Here is a 21,893-nt window from a genome sequence, read left to right as displayed (position 1 = left end):
TGTTCTACATAATACGAAGTAAAAATTACGACATATAAAACAAATACTTACGACTTTCTTACTTTTTTATACTGCGGTAATTTTACAGTAAAAACAGTTTCTTTCTCGTTACTGCGCACAGTGATACCCCCTTTATGAAGCTCTGCTATACTTCTCGCAATTGCAAGTCCCATTCCTTTTCCACCCGTATGAGAGCTACGTGATTTTTCACCACGATAAAACTTCTCAAAAACGTAAGGAAGGTTCTCATTCCGAATACATTGTCCAAAATTTTTAATTTCTATTTCAACATTCATGTCTCTTTTAGAAATTTGAACCAAAATCTGTTTTCCGTCTTTCCCGTACATAATACTATTACTAATTACATTTTCGAACAGCCTCACCATAAGCGCTACATCCATTTCCACATGTAACTCCTTATCACCATTAATACAAAAGCTCATATCAGCATCATCTAGTTGTGGTACAAAATCAATCATGATTTGTTCAATGAACGCTTTCATATTTACTACACTTTTATGTAATTCAATCTCTCTATAATTTATTTGACAATATTCTAATAAATCATCTACTTGATTTTTTAATTCATAACTTTTTCGCTTTAATATACTTACATACTGTTCACATTCTTCTCTATTTGAATGAAGCTGATTTCCTAACAGGTCCGCGTAACCGATTAGAGATGTTACAGGTGTTCGTAAGTCATGAGAAATATTGCTAATCATTTCATTTTTCGTTTCCTGTGATTTTTTTTCATTTTCGATAGACTCTTTTAAACTTTTAGCCATTCTATTAACATTCGCTGCTAATTCACCAATCTCGTCATTTTTTGAAATAGGTATATGTATTTCCAAATTACCACTACTTATTTGCTTCACACTCTTGTTAATTTCAGATAATCTTTTCATCATTGTTTTTGTCATGAATGCAAAGTATATTGTAGTAAAAGTTAAAAAAGCTATTACATATAAAAATGAATATTTTTCCTCTAATCCGGTAACTTGACTATATATATTTCCAACTACAATTTGAAACGCTATTATACTTACAGTTGCTAACATAATACTACATATGAATGCGATAAAAAAATTAGCCCTAATGCCTTGTAATGATTTAATCTTCAATTTTATATCCGACTCCCCAAACATTTTGAATAAACTTCGGCTCTTTTGGATTCTCTTCAATTTTATTTCTTAATCTTGCAATATGAACCATTACTGTATTATTACTTTCATAGGCCCTTTCTTTCCAAACGCTCTCATATATTTCTTCAATAGTAAATACACGATTCTTTACAGCGGCCATTAAGTACAAAATATCATATTCAGTTCTCGTAAGATTGATTGTTTCTCCATATAACATTACAGTTCTAGACACTTCATCTATTTCTAAACCTCTAATGTTTATTTTCTTTTCTATTTCTTGGGCAGCATTTTGATTGAAATATGTATACCTTCTTAATTGAGCTTTCACTCTCGCTATAAATTCAATTGTACTGAACGGCTTCACAATATAATCATCTGCTCCAGTACTAAATCCTATTACCTTATCTACGTCCGATGATTTTGCGCTTAAAAACATAATTGGTAAACTATGTTTCTCTCTAATCCTTCTACACAATTCTATTCCATCCATTTGTGGCATCATAATATCCAAAATAGCAAGTTGAATTCTGTTATTATTTATTATTTCTAAAGCCTCTTCTCCATTATGAGCACTAAAAACTTTAAAACCTTCTTGCATTAAATTTACGTTCACAAATCGAACAATATCTTGATCATCATCTACAATTAAAATTGAATTTTTCTCCATATACAAACCTCTTTTTGAAATATATTCCACAATCAATTTTATCATAAATTAAAACCGTACTTCTCACTTGAATAATCTTTATTTTCAGACTAGATTATATAATAAAAACACATTCTAGTTTCAGAAGAAATGGAGTGAAAGCATGTTTCCTATATTGAAAACCGACCGACTCATTTTACGAGAACTTAAAGAAGAAGATGCACCGAGTATACTACAATGCTTTTCTAATACTGACGTACTGCGTTATTATGGCCAAAAACCATTACAGGATCTTGATCAAGTGAGACAAATTATTCATAACTTTAAGCTGAGTTACAATGCAAGAAGCGGTATAAAGTGGGGAATTGAATTAAAAGGCAAGAAAGAACTCATCGGAACAATCGGATTTCACGATTGGTCTTCTGAGCATAAACGAGCCAATATAAGCTATGCCTTCCTCCCTGAACACTGGGGAAAAGGATATGCGACGGAAGCTGTTTCTGAAGTTATATCGTACGGTTTCCACACACTTCATTTAAAACGGATCGGAGCAATTGTATTTCTTGAAAATGAAGCTTCAAATAAGGTGCTATTAAAATTAGGATTTGAAAAAGAAGGAGTTCTAAAAAATTATATGTATCAAGATGATATCCCCTATGACACGAATTTTTATTCTTTATTAAAATCGGTTTAATAGAATTCATGTGTAAAAAACCTTACTTTTAAAAAGTAAGGTTTTTTGTATTTATTCATTAGCAATATAAGCATTCTTATAAGTATAAATACCACCAAATTGGTGCTTCTCAATTCCTTTTACATAATCCTTTTGTACATATGCTGAGCCAATATGATAGAGTGGAGCTACAGCTGAATCTTCTAATAATACCTGCTCAGCTTCTAGCAATGCTCCCCATCGTTTCTCTGGTTCTAGTACAAAATCAGTTTTCGCTTTCTTCATTAATTCATCGTAATGAGAATTAGAGTAATTCATTTTGTTATTTAGATTACCCGTCGTAAATATCTCTAAGTAACTAATTGGGTCTTTATAGTCAGGTCCCCAATTTGCCATAGTTATATCGTAATCACCTGTTTGTTCTAACTGTAATTTTTGCTTAAATGGCTGTTGTTTAATTTGTATCGCGAGTCCTTGCAAATTCTTTTCTAAATCACCTTTTATATATTCTGCCATCCGTTTTGCATTATCTTGTTCAAACGTTAAAAACTCGAGGTTTACTTGCTCTACTCCAAGTTCTTTTTTCGCTTCTTCCCAAAGCTTTTTAGCATTTTGCAAATCATATGAGGAAATATCGCCGTTTTCTTTTCTAAAATCTTTACCAGTCACTTCATTTACATGACCAACTGGTACAAGTCCACTTGCAGGTTTTGCTCCGTTATTAATAAAGTGAGCAACGAAATCATCTTTATTTAACGCTAATGAAATAGATTGACGCACCTTTTTATTTGCTAACGCGGTATTTTTTTCATTAAAACGAAGCATAGCAATTCCAGGATCACTCGACATATGTAATTCCTTATTCCCTTTATACTTGTCTACAACTTGCGAATTAATAGGTACTCGATCCAAATCTCCGGCTTCATATAAATTTACAGCTGTCATTGTATCCTTTACGATATGAAAGTTTATTTCGTCTAATTTCACTTTCTTTCGATCCCAATATGTAGCATTCTTCTTTAATTGAAACTCTTGTTCATGCTTCCATTTCTCTAATACAAATGGACCGTTATATATGAGATTACTAGGTTCCAATGCATAATTGTTTCCTTGTTCTTTCAAAAATGATTCATGCTGTGGTAAGTATATAGGTAGTGCTAACAACTGTAAAAAATACGGAACTGGCTGTTCGAGTTCAACTTCTAACTTATAATCATTTATAACCGTAACTCCAAGTTCATCTAGAGATATTGCTCCCTTATTAATCTCTTTCGCATTTTTCACATAAAAGAGCATAGACGCATATTGAGATGCTGTTTCAGGGTTAATTGCACGTTTCCACGCAAACATAAAATCGTTTGCTGTTACACTGTCTCCATTTGACCATTTTGCATCTTTACGCAAGTCAAATGTATATTTCTTACCATCTTCACTCCTTTTAAACGATTTTGCTATGGCTGGAGTAGGCTGATCTTGATCATTTAATACATATAACCCTTCAAATATATTCTGCATAACGTGTGCTGATGTACCATCCATCGTTTTAGCAGTGTCCAGAGAAGGAATTTCTTCTGATACTGTTACATTTAACACTTGTTTTTTAACCTCTGTATCACTTTTATTTGCTTTATTATTACAAGCTGTTAATAATAAAGATGTAACAAGTGCCATTACCATTAAATGGCTCTTTTTTCGCTTCATGAGTTGTTCTCCTTAAATATAAAATATTATAAAGCGTAATATATTATAGCAGAAATAATAACAGAAAGATGCGACATTCTTTTGAATATTTATTCGTTCAAGAAAAAAGCTATCCTTTTAAAGGATAGCTTTTTTCAACTGCCACATAATTATCTATCTTTGCAAACCTCGTTTATAACGACTTGCTTCAAATATAATACGCTCTTCATCTAACGTTTTACATTCGCCATTCCAAACGACACGGTTTCCATTAATAATGACATCGCTAATATCTTTTCCACTGGCAGCATATACAAGATGCGATAACACTTCATCTGCTGGTTGTAAATGCGGCTTATTAGATGGGTCAATCGTAATAAAATCGGCACACTTTCCAACCTCAAGTGATCCTGTTTGTTTCATGCCGATTACTTCAGCAGCTCCTTTAGTCGCAAGTGTAAGAGCTGTTTCAACTGGTAACGCTGTTGCATCTTGGTGAATACCTTTTTGTAGTAAAGTCGCTATGCGCATTTCTTCAAACATGTCTAAATTATTGTTAGATGCAACACTATCTGTTGCAATTCCTACTTTTATTCCTGCTTCTAGCATCGCTTTTACATTCGCTATACCAGAACCTAGTTTTAAATTACTATTCGGATTATGAGCTACTCGAACGTCATGTTCTGCTAAAAATGCACGCTCATCATCATTTAATACTACACCGTGTGCAATAACTGTTGGGCGTTTAAACAATCCACAACTTGCTGCATATTCTACTGGACGTTTTCCGTATTGCGCTTCAATATCACGTACTTCACGCTCTGTTTCTGAAAGATGAATATGAACCATCGTTTGATTTTCTACTGCAATCCGTGCGCATTCTTCTAATAGTTCTGTGGAACATGTATATGGACTATGAGGTGCAACCATCGTAGTTAACATACCACTTTCGTTATAGTAACGCTTCACATATTTTTCAGCTTCTTCAATTGCTTTCTTTTCATCGTCTTTCGTTCCGAAGCTAAATAAAGTCCTTGAAACAGCAGCTCGCATCCCGCTCCTTGATACCGTTTCCATAATTGCATCTTGATCTACTCCAATTGGATTAAACATGTCAGAGAATGATGTTGTACCACTTTTCACCATTTCAAGTAATCCTAGTTCCGTACTAGCGACCGCAAGCTCTGGAGTAAATTGACTTTCCAGTGGCCAAATTCTCGTCTCAAGCCATGGTTGTAATAGCATATCATCTCCAATACCTCTTAGGAGACTCATTACAACGTGTGTATGTGTATTTACAAGCCCTGGTAAAACCCATTTTCCTTTCATGTCAATTACTTCATCTACTTCAAAATCATTAGCGAATTCTCCGCTCTTTACATCTATAATTTGATCATTTTCTACAATGATATATCCATTTTCTATCACTTCGTTTTGTTCATTTATCGTTACAATTGTAGCGTTTACATAAGTTGTTTTCAAAAGTATTTCCCCTTTCAACTCTATGAAGTTCCCTTTAATAAGTTACCACCATTATAGTAACTTATTAAAGATTAAGAGTCAAAAGATAATTTTAATTCTTTTGTTATTTTTCCCTTCAAAATGCTATATTGCTTTTCATTTGTATCTGCAAATGCTTCTTCCCGATTTGATTCCACATCCAAATAATTCAGGTTTTCATTGAATTGAACCTCTGTAAAATCAAACCTCTGCCCATCTATAAAGTTATAAAAATGCCACACGCTCCCTATTTTTGTCTTTTTAATTTTCCCTCCGTATATGTCTTGAACGACTAGAGCTGTAACACCACATTGTCCCTTTGCTGGATTTTCAATTGTCCACTTTGAGCTTGTTTCAATCGACCACGATCTTATTAGTGCTTCATATATTTGCTTTCTCTTTACATGATCCATTCTCAGCTTCTCCTACTATTAATTGTTTTACACATCATATTTCAAAAGGGGCAGTAAACGATCCTTAAAAACAGTTGACGGTGTTTCTCCGATTAACTGTGCTCCCATTTTCAGGTAATATCCTTTTGCATTCGGATCACTATCAATCGTAAAACTTTTTAAACCTAGTTCATTTGCTTTTTCTATTACATACTCCCAAAGTATTTTCCCGTAGCCTTTCCCTTTGTATCGGGGATGAATGTACAGGAAATCGAGAGCTTTATCATTACGTAAAAATGAGAAAAAACCAATCTTCGTATTATCGTTTTCTAAAACATATACAAAGTTATTTTTTATGTACTCTTCTGTAATTGTTAAATCTTCCTTACAAGCAAGTATGAATTCTTCACTATAATTCCACGTTGCTTTTGAGTGTAGTGCGAGTTCACTCAATTCATTTGCTTCACTTAATAACGCTTTTCTTATCTTCATGATTCTTTCTCCTCACCTTCGATATATACACTATAAAATGATTCGAAAATTAATTTAAAAAACCTCTTATTTCCGTAAATAAGAGATTACTTTTATAATTCTTCATAAATAGATAATAATTTTTTAAAAGAAAAAAACGCCATTCCTGAAAATTGGCGTTCTTTTCTTTCAATCTTTATAGCATATTATTCTAAGAATCATTCTTATATTTCTATACAGTTTCTACTACCGCTTCAAGCATTGTTCCATTTTTAGCATAATTCGTATGCCAAGAAAAAGCTTTTTCTAAAATATGAGGAGTTTGTCCACCTCTTGTTTTTGCTTCTTCGTAATAAGCACGTAGTTGATCACGATACATTGGATGTGCGCAATTCTCAATAATAAGTTCCACTCTTTCTCTTGGCGCAAGTCCCCTTAAGTCGGCATACCCCTGTTCAGTGACAATAACATCTACATCATGTTCAGTATGGTCTACATGCGAAACGAAAGGAACGATACTTGAAATGTTACCACCTTTTGCAATCGATTTCGTAACAAAGATAGCTAGGCGTGCATTTCTCGCAAAATCACCAGAACCACCAATACCATTCATCATTTTTGTACCTAAAACGTGAGTAGAGTTAACATTTCCGTATATATCTAATTCTAAAGCCGTATTAATTGAGATTAATCCAAGGCGACGAATGATTTCAGGATGATTGGAAATCTCTTGTGGACGCATCATTAATTTGTCACGATATTTTTCAAAGTTAGAAAATACTTGTTGCATTTTCTCTTCAGAAAGCGTGATAGAACAACAAGAAGCAAAATTGACTTTTCCAGCATCCATAAGATCAAAAACTGCATCTTGTAAAACCTCGGAATATACTTCTAAATCTTCAAATTCTGAATCTAACACTCCGTGCAATACGGCGTTAGCCACTGAACCAATTCCTGATTGTAACGGCGCTAAACGATTTGTTAATCGGCCTACTTTGACTTCTTCTCGAAGGAATTCTATTAAATGCTGTGCCATAATAACCGTTTCTTCATCCGGAGGAACAATTGTCGATGGCGAATCCAATTGATTCGTAAACACAATTCCCTTCACTTTTTCAGGATCAATTGGAATACCGACTGTTCCAATTCGGTCATCTGTTTTCACAAGCGGAATTGGAAGTCTCTCCCCTTGTTTACCTGGTTCATATAGATCGTGTAGCCCCTCTAATTGCGCGGATTGAGCCATATTCATTTCAATAATAATAGACTTAGCATTTAAGGAAAACGCTAAGGAATTTCCAATTGAAGTGCTTGGAATAATCATTCCGTCCTCTGTAATCGCAACCGCTTCCAAAATAGCGAAATCTATATCCAGAACGTCTGCGCGGAGTAACTCTGCTGTATGAGACAAGTGTTGATCCACAAATAAAAAGTCTCCGTTATTAATTCCTTTTCGCATAGTCGCGTCAGCTTGGAAAGGTAATCTTTTCCCTAAAATTCCTGCCTCAGCAAATAATTTGTCTACATCCGAGCCTAAAGAAGCCCCAGTATAAACATTTACTTTAAAAGATTCATCATTCTTAACTCGGTTTACAAGCGCAAATGGGACTGCTTTTACATCACCTGCACGTGTAAACCCACTTAAGCCTAAAGTCATTCCACTTTGAATCCAAGAAGCTGCTTCTTCAGGTGTAACTACCCGATCTTTTAGACGTTGATCTCTGATTCTATCTAAATTATTCTCCATATGTAATCCCTCTCTCATTGAATATTCATAATTATTTTACACATTAACACTATCAAAATAGGGATTTTAGTATACAATGCCGAAAATTCAGACAGAACAGCAAATCTAGGTTCTAAAGCAGAAAAATTTAGAATCCTAGAAGCTTACGGAAATAACTAGCGTATGATTGACTAACTGGTACTCTCTCACCATTATCCATCGAAAGTACAAAAGTAGAATGGGTATCAGGATAAATCGCTTTAATATGATTAACATTTACAATAAATGAGCGGTGACATCTAATAAATGAATCTTTAGGAAGCAAGTATTCGAATTCTTGCAGAGAGTATTTATGTGTTCCTGATAACTCTTCTGAATTCACATACGTCTTTTTATCTTTAGCCTCTAAATACATAACCTTTGAAAAAGGAACCGGAATCCAGCCGTCTGTTGTTTTTAAAGTAACGACTGACTTTCCATCCGTTAAAGCTGGATAAATTGCCGTTACGCACCCTTCAAGCTTTCCATTGTTGGAAAATGGTACAGCCATTCCATGATAAGGAATACCAAAAACATCCCGATTCATAAACTCAGAGGTTTTTTGATTCATCACCATCGCTTTATAAGCAATCGTTCCTTCCTTTATGGGATCCCCGACACTAATCTTTAAATCAATTCGTTTACTTGGCCGATAGTAAATATATTCTTTCGTATTCGAAACAGCAATTGAAATTTCATCTGAAAATAATTCCCCAACAACATCTAGTAATAAACCTAATGTTCTATCTTCCATTCTATTAACACCTCATTCACTATTATACTACTATTATGAACAGGCATCTGTTTCTTTATAAATAGTTTGATTTTAAGTTATTTTTAAAATTAGTTTTATTCACTATTACTTCGTTACTACAAAAAACCTCACTTCAGAAAATTGAGGTTTCCTCTCATACAATATTTCTTTATTTTTTAACGACTATAGAATAAGATTTATTTTTTATTAAGTAAAGTGAATTTAAGAATTTATTGCCCGTATTTCTGTAAAATAGATAAGCCCAAGCTGTAAACAGTTTGGGCTTATCTTTCTCATTTATTATGTGCATTTAACCACGAAATTAAATCTTTAAATACTTCATCCTTATTTACTTCATGAAACATTTCATGTCTACCATTTTCATATAAACGTAGTGTCACGTCTTTCACACCACATTTTTTATAGTTTTCATATACTTCTTTTACACCTTTCCCCATATCGCCAACAGGATCACGATCACCAGAGAATATATGTATTGGAAGATTCTTTGGCGTCTTCTTGTATTCTTCTAGTTTATTTACTTCTAATACACCAGAAAATAATTCTCGGTAAAAACTCGTCGTACAAATGAAACCACATAACGGATCCGCAATATATTTATCAACTTGATTATTATCTGAAGATAACCAATCGAATTTTGTACGATTTGGCTTAAAGTTCGAATTGAAGTTTCCGAAAGATAAAAAGTTTAACATTGGACTTTTCGTTTTTGCCCCACGCAATTTCATTTCGATTGTTGCTACTTTATGACCAATAACTCCTAAAAGCCCTGGATTTCCACCTGTTCCTGAAATCAAAAATCCATCGTATAGTTCACCCCTAAGTTGTACAGCACGTCTTGATAAAAAAGAACCCATACTATGTCCTAGTAAAAACAAAGGACTTGACTGCTCTTCTTTTATCCTTTCTGAAACAAAGATAACATCCGATACAACTTGATTCCACCCTATATTTGGTTCAAAATGACCATAATCTTCTTCTCTCTTCACCGTTTTCCCATGACCTTTATGATCATGTGCATAAACACCATAGCCTGCTTCTAATAAAGCATCAATAAAGTCTGTATAAACACCTGCATGTTCTGTCATACCATGTGCAATTTGAATAATCCCTTTCGGTTCACCTTCTGGTAACCACTTACGCAAATAAATTTCCGATCCATCCAATGCCGTAACGAAACTTTCCTGTACGTTCATTTCGTCAGCTCCCAACTCTATTATGTATCTTTAAAAATGAATATCCATTCATTATTCTTACTATGTATTATATGCAATTGCCTTCATTATGACAAATGACTCACTTTTCTAATTAGCTCTTAAATTAATATGTTGACGAACCATCCATAAAATTATATAGTTACTTACATAAAGTAATTATTATATTTTTGGGAGGTTTCTATTATGATGCCATCACTATTTTTAGCACATGGTTCGCCTATGCTCGCTATTCAAGATACAGACTATACACGATTTTTAAAAACACTTGGAGAAACATATAAACCGAAAGCAATTGTTATTTTCACTGCTCACTGGGAAAGTGAAGTATTAACGATTTCCTCATCAGATAACGAGTATGAAACAATTTATGATTTTGGAGGTTTTCCCCCTGAGTTATACGAAATCAAATATCGTGCGAAAGGCTCTTCTAGCATTGCATCTATGTTAGAAACAAAATTTAAGAACAAAGGTATTCCAGTCCATCATAATATGACGAGAGGTTTAGATCATGGTTCATGGACACTTCTGCACCGCATGTATCCAGAAGCAAATATTCCTGTCGTGCAAATATCAGTAAATCCATTCCTTTCTGCAAAAGAACAATTTGAAATTGGAGAAGCATTTAAAGGACTTGGACAAGAAGATATTTTAGTAATCGGTAGTGGCGTTACCGTTCATAATTTACGAGCACTGAAATGGAATCAAACTACACCTGAAAAATGGGCAATTGAATTTGATGATTGGATTATTAAACATATGCAGAATAACGATAAAGATGCATTGTTTAATTGGGAGAAAAATGCTCCTCATGCACAATTAGCAGTACCAAGAGCAGAGCATTTTGTTCCTTTGTTTATTGCAATGGGAAGTGGCGAGAACAGCGGTGAAGTCATTCACCGTAGTTATGAGCTTGGTACATTAAGCTATCTATGTCTTAAATTTTAAAGAAAAGGATGAAGCAATCATTGCTTCATCCTTTTTTCATTCACTTAGTTAACTAACTTCCAAATGTCGTTTCTCTGATACCTCTTCGTTCTTATTATGAAAATAAACCCAGATACATGCAATAAATAATAGTGATGATGTAGAGAGGAAAACATATTGGAAACCTGCATGCGCTGCAATTTGTCCCCCGAGCACTGGACCAATCATATTTCCTAAAAACTGAAATGATTGATTATATCCAAATATTCGTCCCGTAACATGGGTTGGTGTATGTTGTTTTAGTAGAGTTTGTACGGAAGGTAATAATCCTGCTTGTGCGATACCTAATAAAAATCGAAGAATTAATAGTTGCCAAGCTGAGGTTACAAATGCTTGCGGGATAAAAATAATTCCTGCAGCAAACAACGCTACAACTAACGTTTTTTGAGGACCGATATGATCTGATAATCTTCCTAGTCTTGGTGCTGCTAAAATAACTGCTAATCCTGTTGCTGACATAACTGCTCCCGCAATTGTCTCAATATGTGCAGTATGAGGACCTACTAAATTTTTCACGTACAATGTAACAATTGGTTGAACTGACATATTAGCAAGTTGAATAATAAATGTTGTAACAAACAAACTAATAATTAAATGCTTCGCTGGGACCATCGTCCATACTTTTTTCGGCTGTGTTTTTTTTGCTTGAGCAGAGTGATTTTCTTCATGCAGGAAGAAAAAAACGATGAGAAAGGAAAGGAATAAAAAAGCTCCTGTAACAAGAAAGACATGACGCATTCCAATTAATTCAGACAAATAACCTCCAAGTAACGGGCCAAGTAACGAGCCGCTCACACCACCAGTTGAAATTGTGGAAATCGCCCAACCTGAATGTTCTTTCGGAGTTTCTGCTGCAATAAATGTCATCGCTGTTGAAAGGAAACCAGATACTGCTCCCATTAAAAATCGTAGTGCGACTAGTTGATACACATCCGTTACAAACCCCATAAGCGTCATAATAACCGCCATACCGAGGCTAGCACGAATAAGCATCAATTTCCGTCCATGTATATCACCAAGCTTTCCCCATATTGGCGATACGATCGCACCCATTAAAAATGTTACACCAAATGCAAGTCCCGACCACTGTGCAATACTTGAAGTGCCAGTTACTCCTAATTCCTCAATATAAAAAGATAAGAAAGGAATTACTAAACTCATACCGGCTGCAGTGGTAAAACAACCTAGCCAACAAATCATTAAATTTCGTTTCCAGCTGGCCATTTTCACACCTTCTTTCTTTAGATACCCATTCTACACCCTTTCTTGTAAAAAGTTTAGTAATCTGCTTTACTCGTAAGATTTACTACAAAACCCGCTATTTTCTAGTAAAAATCACTACATCTCTACATCATTTTCATAATAAAACCAACTTCCCTAGATGAAGTTGGTTACTTATTATCTATCGGTATTAAACGAGCATTACAATTTCTCTCGTAAAACTCAATGGGACCCGCTTGTCCAATAATCGCATATTCATATCCATTTTGTTTCATATTATATAAACAATGATGCAATAATTCTTTTCCTACACCTGTCACACGATTTTGTTTCGCTACGCCCATTGGACCAAATAATCCTTTCTTTCCTCTCACTACATCGTAACAGGCGAAACCAATTATCACTTCCCCCTGCTGTGCAATATAGATAGGTAACTTTTCATTATATGTCCGAAATCCGTAATCAACCGACTGTAACCACCGTTCACCAAATTCATCCGCCACAAATCGTGATAACTTATCAAAATCAGAAGGTCTAGCTCTTCTTACATGACAAAATAATGTGTTATAAGTAGGTTTAAAACTATTTAAATCAACCGCTAAGTCTCTTGGTGCAGCTGTAATACGTAATATATCTTCTTGCATTTGTGTATGTATAAATTCGCCAATATCTGTATCTACACGAAATAATGCATACATAATATGTCCTTCATTGATTACTACTTGCTGAAAGCGTTCCATACGTTTCTTCGCTATTTGTAAAATTTCTATCGCCTTATAAGATAGCTTATATTGCCCTATTTTTTTATACTCTTGATTATGTAAATCGAATCGTTTTCGTAACGAAAGTTTTTCTGAAAAATCTCGACCGACTTTATGAAACAAATACATATATAACTCAGCGCAAACTCCTGTACCTTCTTTACACATACCTATAAACAGGTGGACCGGGTGAATTATGTTATACTCACTCTCTTCTGCTGCAATCTCCAATATTTTATGCACACGTTTTGTAAATTGAAATTCCTCCATATGTATTTCCATCCCCTACTACTTTACTATTAAACTGTAACCATAAATAATTGAAACAATTACACCCACTACCAATATACCTGGAAGTAAATTTGCCACTTTAATTTTAATAAATCCGAGTAAGTTTAATCCGATAGCAGATATCATAATGCCGCCCGCAGCCGTCATCTCCACTATAAATTGGTTCATTAATTCTTCCGGGACAAAACTATTAATTTGTGTTGCAAAAACTGCAATACCACCTTCATATAAAACAACTGGAATCGCCGAAAATACTACGCCAATGCCTAGAGTTGTCGTTAATATAATAGAAATAAATCCATCGATAATCGCCTTTGTAAATAAAATATCATGATTTCCGCGAATCCCACTGTCAAGTGCACCAAGTATCCCCATCGCACCAATTGCAAAAATTAAAGTAGCTGTTACAAAACCTTCTGATATGCTGCCTTTTCCCTTCGATCCAACTTTATTTTCTAGCCAATCCCCTAAATGTTTTAACTTTTCTTCTAATTGTAACCATTCTCCAATTACCGTACCAATCACTAAACTCAGTATGACAACAAGAAAGTTTTCACTTTTTAATGCCATTTGAAGCCCAAGCACAGTAACCGCTAAACCAATTGCGTGCATTATCGTCCCTTTCATACTTTCTGGGATCCTACTAAATAATTTACCAAGTAAAGTACCAAATATAATACAAATTCCATTTACAACTGCTCCTAATATAACCATTTCTCATTCTTCACCCTTCGAATTCTTTATTTCTATATTTTGGTTTATACATTGATTTACAGGTTACCTATATGTTAACTTAATATTGAGAATATTAACAAATGTTTTCTACTACATAACCCGCTATTTTTTTTGTAACTTTAATTACCTTTATATAGATTCAGTTTTAATTTAATTGCGGGATAATATTAAAAGGGAAGGGATATATGAAAACTTTACTAAAACGATTTTTGTTAATAGCCTTTTTCATTACACCGATTGTTTTATTAATCAATTACTCTTTTATTTCAAAAGCAAAAGACAAACCCGATTTACAAAACAAATCTAGTAAAACCGCTTCAAAAAGCGAAAAGAAAATAGAAGACCAAGAAATCACACTCACCTTCTCTGGTGATACAATGTTTGATTGGCAATTACGTCCTATAATCGAAAAGAATGGGGCTGATTACCCATTCCAACATGTAAAAGAAGAAATAAAAAAAGCTGATATTTCTTTTGTGAATTTAGAGTCGGCATTTACAGCGAAAGAAAAGAAAGCACCTGGGCAACTGTTTTGGATTAAAAGTGATCCATCTACACTACAAGCCATTAAAAACACTGGATATGACATCGTAAATATTGGGAATAACCACACACTTGATTATGGGCAAGATGGATTATTAGATACGATTTCTCACGTAGAAAAATTAAAGCTCCCTTACATTGGAGCCGGAAAAAATGCGAAAGATGCATATACAGCACGAGAAATGACCGTAAAAGGGAAAAAGTTTAAATTTCTTTCCTTCGTTCGATTTATGCCTGATTCTAATTGGGTAGCTGGTGAGAATAAACCTGGCGTTGCGAATGGCTATGATTTAAATCTTGTAACAAAAACAATTAAAGAACAAAAACAAGATGCAGACTATTTAATCGTCTATATGCATTGGGGCGTTGAAAAATCAAACCGTCCGGTAGAATACCAAAAACAATATGTACCTAAAATGGTTGACGCAGGAGCCGACGCAATTGTCGGGAGTCACCCACATTGGTTACAAGGGTTTGAGTATTATAACAAAGTTCCTATCGCTTACTCATTAGGTAACTTTTTATTCCCAAGTTATGTGAATGGAAAAAGCGCCGAAACTGGCGTATTAACTTTAACTTTTAAAGGAACGGATGTTCAAATGTCATTCAATCCTTACATCATTCGCAACAACCAAATCTCCCCTGTAAATAAGGAAGAAAAGAAAAAAGCTCTACAATATTTACAAACGATTTCAACTGATGTAGAAATTGATGATACAGGGAACATAAAAAACAAACGAAACTAGACAACGCAAGATCTATTTTTCTGTAACATACTTTACAGAATAGGTGATGAACATGCTGAAAGACTTATTAGAAAATGTAAGTTTGTTAGAAAACATTTATAAAATATCTATAGCCGTTCTACTTTTATGTTCATTTTTCTCTGTTAGACTTCTAAAAAAAATAAAACGCGAGCGAAAACTTACTACCTTTGAATTTACTATGTATGTAATCATTCGTATTGCGATACTCTTTTGGTTAACTAGCTTTATCCTTCTTGAATATGGAAAATAATTAGTTTAACTATAAAAAAGATAGAACAAGCAGCATTTCCCTTGCTTGTATCTATCTTTTTTTATTTGGATGCTAACTCTTTCCTTCTATTAAATAAGTAAATCAAACAAAACAGGGTTTTTATTAAGCTCCATAAATTGAATGTTATTTTCTTTAAAACGAGTAATTAATTGCTCATAATCCTCTTTATGTTTCAACTCTACGCCGACTAACGCTGGACCATTTTCTTTATTATGTTTCTTAATGTATTCAAAGCGCGTAATATCATCTTCTGGTCCTAATCCTTTATCAAGAAATTCTCTTAGCGCACCTGAACGCTGCGGGAATTCAATGATGAAGTAATGTTTTAATCCTTCGTAAATGAGCGAACGTTCTTTTATTTCTTGCATTCTATCAATATCGTTATTTCCACCACTTAGCGTACATACAACTGTTTTACCTTTTATTTCATCTCTATATAAATCAAGCGCTGCAATAGATAGGGCACCAGCCGGTTCAGCTACAATTGCATTTTTCTTATACAGTTCTAAAATCGTCGTACAAACTTTTCCCTCTGGTACTAAAACAATGTCATCAATTACATCTTTACAAGTTTCAAATGTTAACTTTCCGACCTTTTTAACAGCTGCCCCATCAACAAAACTATCTATTTTCTCTAATGCGACATTTTCATTTTGAAGAAAGGCCTCTTTCATAGAGGCAGCTCCCATCGGCTCTACACCAATGACTTTTGTAGCAGGACTAACACCTTTTACATATGTACCAACACCTGATGCTAATCCACCACCACCAATTGCTGTAAAGATATAATCCACTGGTTTCTCCATATCATGCATAATTTCAACTGCCACTGTTCCTTGACCAGCAACTACATACGGATCATCAAATGGATGAACGAACGTCATCCTATTTTCTTCACAATAGCGCTGTGCTTCTTGGAACGAACTATCAAATGTATCACCAACTAATACAATTTCCGCAAAATCGCCACCAAAAAACTGTACTTGCGATACTTTTTGTTTAGGTGTCGTTGTCGGCATAAATATCTTTGACGGAATCTTCAATAAATTGCACGTATAAGCAACTCCTTGTGCATGATTACCAGCACTTGCACAAACAACGCCGTTTTGTAATTGTTCTTCCGATAAACTTTGAATTAAATTGTACGCACCACGAATTTTGAAAGAGCGAATCAATTGTAAGTCTTCTCGTTTTACATAAACGTCACAATCATATTTCTCAGATAAAACTGTATCACGTTGTAACAGTGTTTTAATAATGATATCTTTCATGCAATTATGTGCCATTAAGATATCTTCAATTTTCACTCTCTCCTTTACCTTCTGCACCATTATATATCATCCTTATCTTTTTTAAATTGGCTCAATCAAAATCCGGGATTTTTAGAACTGCACCTGTATTCGCCGATGTTACCATTTGTGCATAACGTCCAAGCCAGCCAGTTTTCACTTTCGGTTCTGGTCTTTTCCACTCTTTTTTACGCTTATTTAATTCTTCATCACTCACTCTTACTTCTAACAATCTTTCCTCAACATCGATACAAACGATATCCCCTTGTTCAAGAAGTGCAATCGTTCCGCCCGCAGCTGCTTCTGGTGAAATATGCCCTACTGAAATACCACGTGAAGCACCCGAGAAACGACCATCCGTTAATAGCGCAACATCTGCACCTAATCCCATACCAGCAATCGCTGACGTTGGTGCTAACATTTCTGGCATACCAGGGCCACCTCTTGGTCCTTCATAACGAATGACAACTACATCTCCTTTTTTCACTTTCCCAAGCATAATGCCAGCAAGTGCCTCATCTTGTGAATTAAAAATAACGCAAGGTCCTTCAAAACGCTTTACCTCTGTTGCACCGCTTTTAATAACAGCTCCATCTTTCGCAAGGTTTCCTTTTAATATACGCAATCCTCCTTCCTCACTATGAGGGTTTTCAAGAGAGTGAATAACTTCCTTATCTTTAATCTCTGCCTCAGCAATATTTTCTCTTAATGTTTGCCCAGTAGCAGTTATTCGATCAAGATGAAGTACTCCTTCTTTCCGGCTCATCTCTTTCAAAATTGCACTAATCCCGCCCGCACGATCAATATCTTCCATATGCCAATTTGAGGCTGGACTTACTTTACATAAATGAGGTACACGTCTTGAAACTGCATCAATACGATTCATATCATAATCTAGTCCTGCCTCTTGTGCGAGTGCTAGCGTATGTAATACTGTATTCGTTGATCCACCCATCGCCATATCAAGTGCAAAAGCATCGTCAATCGCTTCTTCTGTTACAATATCACGCGGCTTAATATCTCTTTCAATTAAAATTTTCAATTTCTCTGCTGCTTGTTTAATTAACTCTTCACGTCTTGGATCAATTGCTAAAATACTCCCGTTACCAGGAAGAGCTAAACCTAACACTTCACATAAACAATTCATAGAGTTCGCGGTAAACATACCCGAACAAGAGCCACAAGATGGACAGCCATGATCTTCAATATCTTTTAATTCTTCTTCTGAAATTTTCCCAGATTGATAAGCTCCTACTCCTTCAAAAACGGAACTTAAATCAACAACTTCTCCTTTAGATGTTTTTCCTGCTGCCATCGGGCCGCCTGAAACAAACACAGTCGGAATGTTAATACGTAGTGCAGCCATCATCATACCAGGTGTAATTTTGTCACAGTTTGGGATACAAATCATGCCGTCAAACCAGTGTGCATTTACAACCGTTTCTACTGAATCTGCAATAATTTCACGACTCGGAAGAGAATAACGCATACCGATATGTCCCATCGCAATACCATCGTCAACTCCAATTGTATTGAATTCGAATGGTACCATACCTGCCGCGCGAACTGCCTCTTTTACAAGTTTCCCAAACTCGTTCAAGTGCTTATGCCCTGGAATAATTTCAATAAAAGAATTACAAATCGCTATGAAAGGTTTATCAAAATCTTCATCTTTCAAACCAGTTGCTTTTAATAAACTACGGTGCGGCGCTTTATCAAAACCTTTTTTAATCATGTCACTTCTCATCTTGTCAAATCCCCTCTTACATATTTTTCATTTATACTCTCTTACTCTATTTCCTTACTAATTCTTTCGGTGCATGAATCCAGCTCATCATTTCACGAAGCTCTGCTCCCACTTTTTCTAATTGATGATTTTGTTCTGCTTTTTTCATTGCGTTATACGTCGGACGCCCTGCTTGATTTTCTAAAATCCATTTCTTCGCAAATTCACCTTGCTGAATTTCTGTCAAAACACGCTTCATTTCTTTCTTCGTTTCATCTGTAACAATTCTCGATCCTGTTACATAATCTCCAAACTCTGCCGTATCTGAAATAGAATGGCGCATAGTCGTTAATCCACCTTCGTACATTAAGTCAACAATTAGCTTTAATTCATGCAAACATTCAAAGTATGCAATTTCAGGACGATATCCACCTTCCGTTAACGTTTCGAACCCGGCCTTCACAAGTGCAGTTACCCCGCCGCAAAGTACAGCTTGCTCACCGAATAAATCCGTTTCAGTTTCTTCTTGGAATGTCGTTTCAATTACACCCGCACGTGTACACCCTACACCTTTTGCATACGCAAGTGCTACATGTAATGCTGTTCCCGTTGCATCCTGATGTACTGCGACTAATGCCGGAACACCATTTCCTTCTTGAAATACACGGCGAACGAGATGACCTGGACTTTTTGGCGCAACCATCGCTACATCTACATAACTTGGCGGATTAATTTGTCCGAAGTGAATGTTAAATCCATGTGAGAAAAGTAACATTTGTCCTTCACGAAGATTCTCTTCTACCTCTGCTTTATACACATGAGCTTGCTGTTCATCTGGCAATAACATTTGTACAACTTGTGCGGTTCGAACCGCTTCTGAAACAGACATTACTTCAAACCCATCCGCTTTCGCTACTTCATACGACTTACCAGGACGAACACCAACTACAACTTCTACACCAGAATCACGTAAATTTTGTGCTTGCGCATGACCTTGTGATCCATAGCCAACTACTGCAACAGTTTTCCCTTGTAATAACTCTACATTTGCATCTTTCTCATAATACGTTTTCATATTCCATACACTCCTTATAATTTATTTACTTGCAGAACATCAATTAATTTTTTCAACTGACTAACAAGTAATGTCGCTTCATTTTCAGTACAAACTGCTGTGAGTTTCATTTCAGAAACACCACTAGTATCTCTTTCATTTAAGTGTAAAGAAGAAATATAATAACCACGCCGAGCAAAAACCCCACTTATACGTAATAAGACACTTGGCTCGTTATGAATAACGAGTGAAAAAGTATGACTCATTCTTCCCACCTCTTCATAATCATTTCGTTATTCCCTTTGTTTGGCGGAACCATCGGAAATACGTTTTCACCTTCTTCTACACAAAAATCAACTACGACAGGACCTTCATAAGCAAAAGCTTCTAACATCACTTGTTTCGCCTCGGTTGAATTTGTTGCTCTTAATCCCTTCACTCCATAAGCTTCTGCTACTTTCACAAAATCTGGCGATCCAATTTTTGATTCTGATAAACGATTTTCATAAAACATTTCTTGCCATTGCCTTACCATCCCTAAAAATTTGTTATTTATAATAAATACTTTTACAGGGATGTTATTTTCAGCAATTGTTTGTAGTTCTTGAATGTTCATTTGAAAAGAAGCGTCACCTGCAATACAAATGACAAGTTCTTCTTTTTTAGCTAGCTGAGCACCAATTGCTGCTGGAAACCCAAACCCCATCGTACCTAATCCTCCAGAAGTAAGGAACGTCCGAGGTTTTCTTGCTTTATAGAAGTGAGCAGCCCACATTTGATGCTGTCCTACTTCTGTTGTGACAATCGCTTCACCATTCGTTAATTCACTTACTAAGTTGATCACATGCTGTGGTTTTAACTCAGATTCTTTTTGCTTATAAGAAAGTGGATATTCTTCTTTCCATGTCTTTACTTTCTGAAGCCATTCGTCTGTTTGTGTATAAATAGACATATGTAACAACATGTGTAACGCTTTTTTCACATCACCAACAATCGGATGCTCTACAGTTACATTTTTATGAAACTCAGAAGGATCAATATCAATATGTACTTTTTTCGAGTGTGGAGAAAAAAGTTCTAATTTTCCTGTTACACGATCATCGAAGCGAACACCTAATGCAAGTAGTAAATCACATTCTGTTACCGCCATATTAGCAGCGTATGTCCCATGCATACCAAGCATCCCTAGAAACAATGGATCCCCCGGTGGATATGCACCAAGTCCCATTAAAGTTGAAACGACTGGAATACGGTTCTCCCTTGAGAATCCGAAGAGTTCATCGGATCCACCTGAATGAATGACACCTCCTCCAATATAAAGAAGTGGACGCTTTGATTTTGAAATTGCTTTAGCCACCTCTCTAAGTTTCATGCTGTCTGGTACAAGTTCTGGTTTGTACCCCGGAATATCAACTTCTTCATTAAAGAAACTGGTGACTTTTGCATTTTGAACATCTTTTGGAATATCGATCAATACTGGTCCCGGTCGTCCGCTTTTGGCGATGTAAAAAGCTTCTTGCACAACTTGTGATACATGATTTACATCACGAACTTGGTAATTATGCTTCGTAACAGGTACTGTAATTCCGACAGCATCCGCTTCTTGAAATCCATCTTTACCAATTAAAGGCGTTGCAACTTGGCCGGTAATGACAACTAAAGGAATCGAATCCATATAAGCGTCTGCTAAGCCCGTAACTAAATTTGTCGCCCCTGGACCAGAGGTAGCAAAGACTACCCCGACTTTTCCAGAAGCTCTCGCATATCCTTCAGCCGCATGAATGGCAGCTTGTTCATGACGAGTTAAAACATGTTTCAAACCACTTTCGTATAACGCATCGTATACTGGTAAAATCGCTCCGCCTGGATAGCCGAAAATGGTCGTTACACCTAATTTCTTTAAACATTGAATCACGTGCCCAGCGCCTGTCATTTCTTCATACTGTAACTTCTCATACGCTGTATACTGCTGCTTCATTTCAATTAA

Annotated in this window: 21 protein-coding genes; 4 read left to right on the top strand and 17 right to left on the bottom strand. The window is 35.5% G+C overall.

Annotated features, from left to right (window positions below; translation table 11 throughout):
- Positions 1-47: 47 nt before the first annotated feature.
- Positions 48-1,124 (bottom strand): sensor histidine kinase, encoded by a 1,077-nt coding sequence (locus MR143_RS02340; protein ID WP_000695287.1) that lies wholly within the window; start codon positions 1,122-1,124, stop codon positions 48-50.
- Positions 1,114-1,812 carry a response regulator transcription factor gene (locus tag MR143_RS02335; RefSeq protein ID WP_000414553.1) on the bottom strand — a complete coding sequence of 233 codons (699 nt, stop codon included), beginning with the start codon at positions 1,810-1,812 and terminating at the stop codon, positions 1,114-1,116. Before MR143_RS02335 ends, MR143_RS02340 begins: the two co-directional genes overlap by 11 nt.
- A gap of 142 nt (positions 1,813-1,954) precedes the next feature.
- On the opposite strand from MR143_RS02335, the gene MR143_RS02330 reads away from it, so the two are divergent.
- Positions 1,955-2,485 carry a GNAT family N-acetyltransferase gene (locus tag MR143_RS02330; protein WP_000483962.1) on the top strand — a complete coding sequence of 177 codons (531 nt, stop codon included), beginning with the start codon at positions 1,955-1,957 and terminating at the stop codon, positions 2,483-2,485.
- A 51-nt stretch (positions 2,486-2,536) separates the two neighbouring features.
- Here MR143_RS02330 and MR143_RS02325 read toward each other — a convergent pair whose 3' ends face one another.
- The 7 genes from MR143_RS02325 to MR143_RS02295 form a co-directional block, all read right to left on the bottom strand.
- On the bottom strand, positions 2,537-4,165 hold the full coding sequence (locus MR143_RS02325; protein WP_000823518.1) for a peptide ABC transporter substrate-binding protein: 1,629 nt from the start codon (positions 4,163-4,165) through the stop codon (positions 2,537-2,539).
- Positions 4,166-4,318: 153 nt separating this feature from the next.
- Complete coding sequence (locus tag MR143_RS02320) at positions 4,319-5,644, bottom strand: bifunctional S-methyl-5'-thioadenosine deaminase/S-adenosylhomocysteine deaminase (RefSeq protein ID WP_002181670.1); 1,326 nt, start codon at positions 5,642-5,644, stop codon at positions 4,319-4,321.
- A gap of 53 nt (positions 5,645-5,697) precedes the next feature.
- Positions 5,698-6,057, bottom strand: a complete 360-nt coding sequence (locus MR143_RS02315) for a YunG family protein (protein ID WP_000350133.1) — start codon at positions 6,055-6,057, stop codon at positions 5,698-5,700.
- 27 nt (positions 6,058-6,084) lie between these two features.
- Positions 6,085-6,528 carry a GNAT family N-acetyltransferase gene (locus tag MR143_RS02310; RefSeq protein ID WP_000702232.1) on the bottom strand — a complete coding sequence of 148 codons (444 nt, stop codon included), beginning with the start codon at positions 6,526-6,528 and terminating at the stop codon, positions 6,085-6,087.
- Between the two features lie 211 nt (positions 6,529-6,739).
- On the bottom strand, positions 6,740-8,254 hold the full coding sequence (locus MR143_RS02305; protein ID WP_000429808.1) for an acetyl-CoA hydrolase/transferase family protein: 1,515 nt from the start codon (positions 8,252-8,254) through the stop codon (positions 6,740-6,742).
- 127 nt (positions 8,255-8,381) lie between these two features.
- Positions 8,382-9,026 carry a LytTR family DNA-binding domain-containing protein gene (locus MR143_RS02300; protein WP_000390213.1) on the bottom strand — a complete coding sequence of 215 codons (645 nt, stop codon included), beginning with the start codon at positions 9,024-9,026 and terminating at the stop codon, positions 8,382-8,384.
- Positions 9,027-9,319: 293 nt separating this feature from the next.
- On the bottom strand, positions 9,320-10,243 hold the full coding sequence (locus tag MR143_RS02295; protein WP_001102594.1) for an alpha/beta fold hydrolase: 924 nt from the start codon (positions 10,241-10,243) through the stop codon (positions 9,320-9,322).
- A gap of 204 nt (positions 10,244-10,447) precedes the next feature.
- Between MR143_RS02295 and MR143_RS02290 the strand changes: the two genes are divergently transcribed.
- Positions 10,448-11,209 (top strand): DODA-type extradiol aromatic ring-opening family dioxygenase, encoded by a 762-nt coding sequence (locus MR143_RS02290; RefSeq protein WP_000982905.1) that lies wholly within the window; start codon positions 10,448-10,450, stop codon positions 11,207-11,209.
- 48 nt (positions 11,210-11,257) lie between these two features.
- Here MR143_RS02290 and MR143_RS02285 read toward each other — a convergent pair whose 3' ends face one another.
- From MR143_RS02285 to MR143_RS02275, 3 genes are all read right to left on the bottom strand, one after another.
- Positions 11,258-12,472: a multidrug efflux MFS transporter gene (locus MR143_RS02285; RefSeq protein WP_000179321.1), complete on the bottom strand. Its 1,215-nt coding sequence runs from the start codon at positions 12,470-12,472 to the stop codon at positions 11,258-11,260.
- Between the two features lie 167 nt (positions 12,473-12,639).
- Positions 12,640-13,500, bottom strand: a complete 861-nt coding sequence (locus MR143_RS02280) for a GNAT family N-acetyltransferase (protein ID WP_000390848.1) — start codon at positions 13,498-13,500, stop codon at positions 12,640-12,642.
- 18 nt (positions 13,501-13,518) lie between these two features.
- Positions 13,519-14,235 carry a DUF554 domain-containing protein gene (locus MR143_RS02275; RefSeq protein ID WP_000236028.1) on the bottom strand — a complete coding sequence of 239 codons (717 nt, stop codon included), beginning with the start codon at positions 14,233-14,235 and terminating at the stop codon, positions 13,519-13,521.
- Between the two features lie 206 nt (positions 14,236-14,441).
- Here MR143_RS02275 and MR143_RS02270 point away from each other — a divergent pair, with 206 nt between their 5' ends.
- Both MR143_RS02270 and MR143_RS02265 read left to right on the top strand, forming a co-directional pair.
- Positions 14,442-15,545 carry a CapA family protein gene (locus MR143_RS02270; protein WP_000854529.1) on the top strand — a complete coding sequence of 368 codons (1,104 nt, stop codon included), beginning with the start codon at positions 14,442-14,444 and terminating at the stop codon, positions 15,543-15,545.
- A 52-nt stretch (positions 15,546-15,597) separates the two neighbouring features.
- A complete protein-coding gene (locus MR143_RS02265) occupies positions 15,598-15,816 on the top strand; it encodes a hypothetical protein (RefSeq protein WP_000910222.1) in 219 nt (72 codons plus the stop codon).
- An 89-nt stretch (positions 15,817-15,905) separates the two neighbouring features.
- On the opposite strand, the gene ilvA is transcribed toward MR143_RS02265, so the two are convergent.
- The 5 genes from ilvA to ilvB are packed head-to-tail and all read right to left on the bottom strand — an operon-like array spanning position 15,906 to position 21,884.
- Positions 15,906-17,168, bottom strand: a complete 1,263-nt coding sequence (gene ilvA / locus MR143_RS02260; RefSeq protein WP_000250320.1) for a threonine ammonia-lyase IlvA — start codon at positions 17,166-17,168, stop codon at positions 15,906-15,908.
- A gap of 31 nt (positions 17,169-17,199) precedes the next feature.
- Positions 17,200-18,873 (bottom strand): dihydroxy-acid dehydratase, encoded by a 1,674-nt coding sequence (ilvD, locus tag MR143_RS02255; protein WP_001255812.1) that lies wholly within the window; start codon positions 18,871-18,873, stop codon positions 17,200-17,202.
- Positions 18,874-18,919: 46 nt separating this feature from the next.
- The gene (gene ilvC, locus MR143_RS02250; protein WP_000861144.1) at positions 18,920-19,927 is read right to left on the bottom strand and encodes a ketol-acid reductoisomerase; all 1,008 of its coding nucleotides are present in this window, start codon (positions 19,925-19,927) and stop codon (positions 18,920-18,922) included.
- A gap of 14 nt (positions 19,928-19,941) precedes the next feature.
- Entirely contained in the window at positions 19,942-20,172 is a 231-nt protein-coding gene (locus MR143_RS02245; RefSeq protein WP_002163928.1) for an ACT domain-containing protein, read from the bottom strand.
- On the bottom strand, positions 20,169-21,884 hold the full coding sequence (gene ilvB, locus MR143_RS02240) for an acetolactate synthase large subunit (protein ID WP_242280603.1): 1,716 nt from the start codon (positions 21,882-21,884) through the stop codon (positions 20,169-20,171). Before ilvB ends, MR143_RS02245 begins: the two co-directional genes overlap by 4 nt.
- Positions 21,885-21,893: the final 9 nt, after the last annotated feature.

The sequence above is a fragment of the Bacillus cereus group sp. BfR-BA-01347 genome, assembly GCF_022663835.1.
Taxonomy (GTDB): domain Bacteria; phylum Bacillota; class Bacilli; order Bacillales; family Bacillaceae_G; genus Bacillus_A; species Bacillus_A thuringiensis_K.
This window is presented reverse-complemented; position numbering and strand designations above follow the sequence as displayed.